Annotated in this window: 5 protein-coding genes; all 5 read left to right on the forward strand. The window is 68.0% G+C overall.

All coding sequences use genetic code 11. The features are described 5' to 3' along the window. Positions 1 to 77: 77 nt before the first annotated feature. The 5 genes from Q8M82_RS15775 to Q8M82_RS15795 all read left to right on the forward strand — a co-directional run bounded on the left by Q8M82_RS15775 (position 78) and on the right by Q8M82_RS15795 (position 6,304). Entirely contained in the window at positions 78 to 1,007 is a 930-nt protein-coding gene (locus tag Q8M82_RS15775) for a dihydrodipicolinate synthase family protein (protein ID WP_305692284.1), read from the forward strand. A gap of 109 nt (positions 1,008 to 1,116) precedes the next feature. Next, complete coding sequence (gene polA / locus Q8M82_RS15780) at positions 1,117 to 4,167, forward strand: DNA polymerase I (protein ID WP_305692285.1); 3,051 nt, start codon at positions 1,117 to 1,119, stop codon at positions 4,165 to 4,167. 78 nt (positions 4,168 to 4,245) lie between these two features. Beyond that, the gene (locus Q8M82_RS15785; protein ID WP_305692286.1) at positions 4,246 to 5,376 is read left to right on the forward strand and encodes an AI-2E family transporter; all 1,131 of its coding nucleotides are present in this window, start codon (positions 4,246 to 4,248) and stop codon (positions 5,374 to 5,376) included. Positions 5,377 to 5,508: 132 nt separating this feature from the next. Continuing rightward, positions 5,509 to 5,865 (forward strand): DUF883 C-terminal domain-containing protein, encoded by a 357-nt coding sequence (locus tag Q8M82_RS15790; protein WP_305692287.1) that lies wholly within the window; start codon positions 5,509 to 5,511, stop codon positions 5,863 to 5,865. A 4-nt stretch (positions 5,866 to 5,869) separates the two neighbouring features. Next, positions 5,870 to 6,304 (forward strand): hypothetical protein, encoded by a 435-nt coding sequence (locus tag Q8M82_RS15795; protein WP_305692288.1) that lies wholly within the window; start codon positions 5,870 to 5,872, stop codon positions 6,302 to 6,304. Positions 6,305 to 6,528: the final 224 nt, after the last annotated feature.

Below are 6,528 nucleotides of genomic sequence, written 5' to 3' on the forward strand. Positions count from 1 at the left end.
GCCGGCGTCGGCACCGTCCGCACCCGGATCGCCTGAGCGCACGAACCCGTTCCCCATCCCGCAGGAAAGCCGTATCCATGACCCTGACCGCCGACGCCGCTGGCGTCTTCCCGATCGCGCCGACCCCGATCAACCCCGCCGGCACGGTCGATTGGGCCTCCACCGAGAAGCTCTACGCCTTCTATGACGAGATCGGCTCGGACGGCACGACGGTGCTCGGCATCATGGGCGAGGCGCCCAAGCTCGAGCCGGAGGAATCCCTGCGCATCGTCAAGACGGCGGTGGCCGGCATGCCGGGCAAGCCGGTCATCGTCGGCGTCTCGGCGCCGGGCTTCGCGGCCATGCGGACGCTCGCGCGCCAGTCGATGGAACTCGGCGCCGCCGGCGTCATGATCGCCCCGCCGCCGAGCTTGCGCACCGACGACCAGATCACCGGCTACTACGCCCAGGCCGTCGAGGCGATCGGCAGCGACATTCCCTTCGTCATCCAGGACTATCCGCTGACGCTCTCGGTGGTGATGACGCCGGCCGTGATCCGCAAGATCGTCACCGACAACCCCTCCTGCGTCATGCTCAAGCATGAGGACTGGCCGGGGCTCGAGAAGATCTCGACGCTCCGCAAGGTCCAGAAGGAGGGCTCCCTGCGCCCGATCTCGATCCTCACCGGCAATGGCGGCCTCTTCCTCGATTTCGAGATGGAGCGCGGCGCCGACGGCGCGATGACCGGCTACGCCTTCCCGGAACTGCTGATCGACGTCGTGAAGCTGCAGAAGGCCGGCAAGCGCGACGAGGCGCATGACATCTTCGACGCCCATCTGCCGCTAATGCGCTACGAGCAGCAGCTCGGCGCCGGGCTGGCGGTGCGCAAATACACGCTGATGAAGCGCGGCATCCTCGCCAGCGACGCCCAGCGCAAGCCGGGCTCGGCGATCAGCGCCCTGGCGAAGACCGAGGTCGACTATCTGCTGGCGCGCGTCGCGAAGACCGACAAGCGCGCCGCGCTCTGATCGGCACGCGGGGCCGCCCCATGAGGCGGCCCCGCTCCTGACAGCATCTTGCCGATCGGCCGCCCGCGCCGATGGACACGGGCTGCGCCGGACCACTATGGTCCGCGCCATGAGCGAGACAGCCAGCACCGCCGCCGTGACGACCGCAGGGCCCGCCCTGAAGCCCGGCGACCATCTTTTCTTGGTCGACGGCTCCAATTTCATCTTCCGGGCCTATTTCCAGTCGATCAACCAGGACCGGAAATACAATGTCCGCTCGGACGGCCTGCCCTCCGGTGCGGTCCGGCTCTTCGCCACCAAGCTCTTCCAGTTCGTGCGCGAGGGCGTGCTCGGCGTCCGCCCGACGCATCTCGCCATCGTCTTCGACAAATCCGAGAACTCCTTCCGCAAGGCGATCTATCCCGCCTACAAGGGCAACCGCTCGGACCCGCCGCCCGACCTGATCCCGCAATTCCCGCTGATGCGCGAGGCCGTGCGCGCCTTTGGCCTGCTGCCGGTCGAACAGGACGTCTACGAGGCCGACGACCTGATCGCGACCTATGCGAAACAGGCGCGCGAGGCCGGCGCCGACGTGCTGATCGTCTCGGCCGACAAGGATCTGATGCAGCTCGTGCGGCCGGGCGTGGCGATGTACGACCCCGCCTCCGGCGACGCCAAGAAGGGCGCGGGTTTCCGGGCCGAGCGCAAGATTGGCGAGCCCGAGGTCGTCGAGTATTTCGGCGTCACGCCCGACAAGGTCACCGATGTCCAGGCGCTGGCCGGCGACGCCACCGACAATGTGCCGGGCGCACCGGGCATCGGCATCAAGACGGCAGCCCAGCTCATCGGCGAATATGGCGACCTGGAAACGCTGCTGGCGCGGGCCTCCGAGATCAAGCAACCCAAGCGCCGCGAGACCCTGACCAATCCGGAGATCGTCGAGAAGATCCGCATCTCCCACAAGCTGGTCTGCCTGGTCGACGATGTCGCCGTCGAGACGCCGCTCGAGGACCTGACGCTCGGCCAGCCCGATCCCGTCCGGCTCGTCGCCTTCCTCAAGGCGATGGAATTCACCACCATCACCAAGCGCGTGGCCGAGGCCTATGACGCCGATGTCGCGGCGATCGACGCCGACGCCGATCTCGCGCCGGGCGGTACGCGCGCGGCCGAACTCAAGGCGCTCTATGCTGGCGCCGACGCAGCCGAGGAAGCGCCTTCCGTGGCCGAGATGGCCCGTGCGGCCGTGACCCAGCCGGTCTCGGCGACGGGCGGCGAGGGCTGGCTGAAGCCGGCCGATCTCGCCGCCGCCCGCAAAGGCGAGGCGCTCGGGGCCAAGATCGACCGCACGGGCTATGACTGCGTGCGCGATCTCGCCTCGCTGGAGCGCTGGATCGCCGCCGCCTATGAGGCCGGCCATGTCGCGATCGACACCGAAACCAGCGCCATCGACCCGATGCAGGCCGATCTCGTCGGCATTTCGCTGGCCGTCGCGCCCGGCAAGGCCTGCTACATCCCCCTGCAGCATCGCGGCGGCACCGATCTCTTCGGCGGCGGCATGCTGGAGGGACAGATCCCGCTCGATCAGGCGCTGGCGGCGCTGAAGCCGCTGCTCGCCGACCCCGGCGTGATCAAGATCGGCCAGAACCTGAAATACGATCTCGTCCTGCTCAAGCGCTACGGCGTCGACGTCGCCCCCGTCGACGACACGATGCTGATTTCCTATGCGCTCGATGCCGGCAGCAACAGCCACGGCATGGACCGCCTCTCCGAGCTGCATCTCGGCCATGAGACCATCACCTTCGGCCAGGTGGCCGGCACCGGCAAGGCGCAGGTCACCTTCGACAAGGTCGCGCTCGACAAGGCGACGGACTATGCCGCCGAGGATGCCGACGTCACGCTGCGGCTCTGGCGCACCCTGAAGCCTCGCCTCGCTGCGGAGGGACGCACGACCGTCTACGAGACGCTGGAGCGCCCGCTGATCGCCGTGCTCGCCCGCATGGAGGCCCATGGCATCGCGATCGATCGTCAGATCCTGTCGCGGCTGTCAGGCGACTTCGCCCAGTCGCTGGCGCGGCTGGAGGACGAGATCTACGAGATCGCCGGCGAGAAATTCACCATCGGCTCCCCCAAGCAGCTCGGCGACATCCTCTTCGGCAAGATGGGCCTGTCGGGGGCCAAGAAGACCGCGACCGGCCAATGGGCGACCGGCGCCGGTGTGCTCGAGGAGCTGGCCGAGCAGGGCCACCCGCTGCCGGCGAAGATCCTGGAATGGCGCCAGCTCGCCAAGCTGAAATCGACCTATACCGACTCGCTGCCGGCCTATGTGAATCCGCAGACCCAGCGCGTGCACACCTCCTTCGCGCTGGCGGCGACGACGACGGGCCGTCTCTCATCGTCGGAGCCCAACCTGCAGAACATCCCGATCCGCACCGAAGCCGGCCGCAAGATACGCACCGCCTTCGTCGCGGAAAAGGGCTACAAGCTGGTCTCGGCCGATTACAGCCAGATCGAATTGCGCCTGCTCGCGCATATCGCCGAGATCCCGCAGCTGCGCCAGGCCTTCGCCGACGGCATCGACATCCACGCGATGACGGCCTCCGAAATGTTCGGCGTGCCCGTGCAGGGAATGCCGAGCGAGGTCCGCCGCCGCGCCAAGGCGATCAATTTCGGCATCATCTACGGCATCTCGGCCTTCGGCCTCGCCAACCAGCTCGGCATCGGCCGCGAGGAGGCGAGCGCCTATATCCGCAAATATTTCGAGCGCTTCCCCGGCATCCGCGACTACATGGACGCGACCAAGACCTTCGTGCGCGCCAATGGCCATGTCGAGACGATCTTCGGGCGCATCTGCCATTTCCCGGCGGTGGCATCGAAGAACCCCTCCGAGCGTGCCTTCGTCGAGCGCCAGGCGATCAACGCGCCGATCCAGGGCTCGGCCGCCGACATCATCCGCCGCGCCATGATCCGCATGGAGGACGCGCTGGCGGCGGCGAGGCTCGATGTGCGCATGCTCCTGCAGGTGCATGACGAACTGGTCTTCGAGGTGCCCGACCATCAGGTCGAGGCGGCGCTGCCGGTGATCACGCGGGTGATGGTCGAGGCGCCGCAGCCTGCCGTGCAGCTGCGGGTCCCGCTCCAGGTCGATGCCCGCGCGGCGGGCAATTGGGACGAGGCTCACTGACGGGAACTTTCTGACGCCAGGGCACGTTGTCGCTGCATACGCGCCGGGGGGCGCTGTCGCGCGTCGGAACCTGTCATCATGCTCAATTCGTCTGCCTGGAGGCCCTTCCCGCGCTACATGGCGGAGCCCGAGGTCGAAGCGGAAGACCTGCACGAGGACGTCACCCCGTCCGAGCATGATCTGATCGTTCGCTATGCGATCATCGGCATTTTCGTGATCCTGCTGACGGGCGCGCTCTATCTGACACGGGTGATCGCCCTGCCGATCACGGCCGGCATCATCTTCGGCCTGGTGCTCGGGCCGGCGGTCGACGGGCTCGTGCGCCGCAACGTGCCCCAGCTCCTCGCCGCGGCGCTCGTCGTCCTGCTTTTCCTCGGGGTCATCATCACAGCGTTCACCGTGCTCGCAGTCCCCGTCGCCAGCCTGAGCGATCAGGGCCCGGCGATGATGACCGCGCTCAAGACCAAGCTCGCCGGCATCGTCGTCATGCTGGACGAGGCGAAGGCTGCCATCGGCACGCTGATGGGCAAGACCGGCGCGGAACTCAGCGTCTCGCAGGGCAATCCCCTGATCGATCTCGCCATGTCGTCCTCCACGATCGCGGGCGGCATGCTGATCTTCGTGGCGACCGTCTATTTCTGGCTCGCCACGCGGCGCCACCTCAAGGCTCGCGCCCTGCGCCTCTGCCTCGGTCGTGGCGCTCGGAAGTCAGCGGGCGTCTTCTTCCAGGAGATCGAGACGCGCGTGGCGCGCTATTTCGGCCTGGTGACGTTGATCAACCTGGGGATGGGCGTCCTCACCATGGGCATCGCCTGGCTGGCCGGCCTCCCCTATCCGATCTTCTGGGGCGCGCTGGCCTTCGTCCTCAACTATCTCGCCTTTATCGGCCCGATCATCGTCACCGCCATGCTGTTCGCCGGTGCCCTGGTCGACGCGCCCGTCGTCCTCGCGGCCGTCTGGCCGGCGGCGGCCTATTTCGTCATCCACCTGATCGAGGGCAATGCGGTGACGCCGGTCTTCGTCGGCAGCCGCCTGACCGTGTCGCCCTTTCTGGTCTTCATCGGCTTCATCTTCTGGCTCTGGCTCTGGGGGCCTGTGGGCGCGGTGCTCTCGACTCCGATCCTGCTGGTCGCCATGGTGGCCCAGGAGGAATTCGCGCGCTACCGCGCTTCGCAGGCCGAGGAACAGGCCGAGGCGAAACCGTCCTGAGCCGGCAAGCCAGGGAACCCGCGCGCCGCGCAGGCGTTGGCCCCGGCATCCGGCCCGGGCCGATGTCGCCGGCCGGGGTGGATCGCCGAAACGATCGATCGAGTTGAATCACGCAAGGACAGGATGACCGACATGGCCACCAGCACCACCGCCAAACGCGCAGCCGCTTCCGCGAAGCGGGTTAAGGACGAGGTTGTCGCCGGCGGGGAGGACATCGCGGGCGAAGCGCGCCAGGCCGCCGCCCGTGTCAAGCGCGAGGCCGGCGCCATCGAGGAGAGCCTCACCCGCGGCGCCGAGGATCTGGTCGCGACCGTCAACGAAAAGCTCCGCTCCGTCGGCGTCGATACCGACCGCATGGCTGATGTCGCCAAGGAGCAGGCGACCGAGTTGCAGCGCTTGATCGAGGAGGAGATCCGCGAGCGTCCGTTGCGGGCGCTCGGCTTGGCGGCGGCGGTCGGCCTCTTCGTCGGCTTCCTCTCGGCGCGCTGACGTCATGCTCGGGGGTATCGGGGCCTATATCGCCGGAGAGATCTCCGGCGCGGTCCGTCGCAACGTCACGGTCGCGGTCCTGCTGGGGCTCGGCCTCCTTCTGATGATCTGTGCCGGCGGCTACCTGGTGGCCGCCCTCCACAGCGCCCTGGCCCTGCGCTACGGCTCGGTGGAAGCTAGTCTGTTCGTGGCGGGCGGCCTGTTCCTGACGGGGCTCGTGGCGATCGCGATTGGCTTCTACGTCAAGAATCGCCCGCGGCCCGCTCGCCCGATGGCGGCCACCGCGCTGGTCGCGGCACCTCTGGCGGCAAAGCTGCTCGGTACGGGCCTGACCTCGAAGAAGGGCTGGCGCTTCGCCCTCGTCGGGGGAGTCGTCGTCCTCGGGGCCCTCCTCGGCCGGCAGTTCCTCACCGGGGACGACTCCGACGGCGAGGCCTGAGGGCACCGGGCCGCCTGTGTCATTTAACATGGGGCTGGAGGGTTTTTCGCGTTAGACCGGGCCCATGTCGACTCAAGCGCGTCAGCGCACACGGTTTCTCGCGCCCGCAATTCCAGCCTTGCGGGCGCGTCTGCGTTGCGCGACGTCGACCCGCGTGGCCATCGGCGGCGTCGCGGTCGCGATCATGCTGGCGGCCTGGTGCAATCGCCAGGCGCAGCAGACGG

Source organism: Allobosea sp., assembly GCF_030694325.1.
Lineage (GTDB): Bacteria > Pseudomonadota > Alphaproteobacteria > Rhizobiales > Beijerinckiaceae > Allobosea.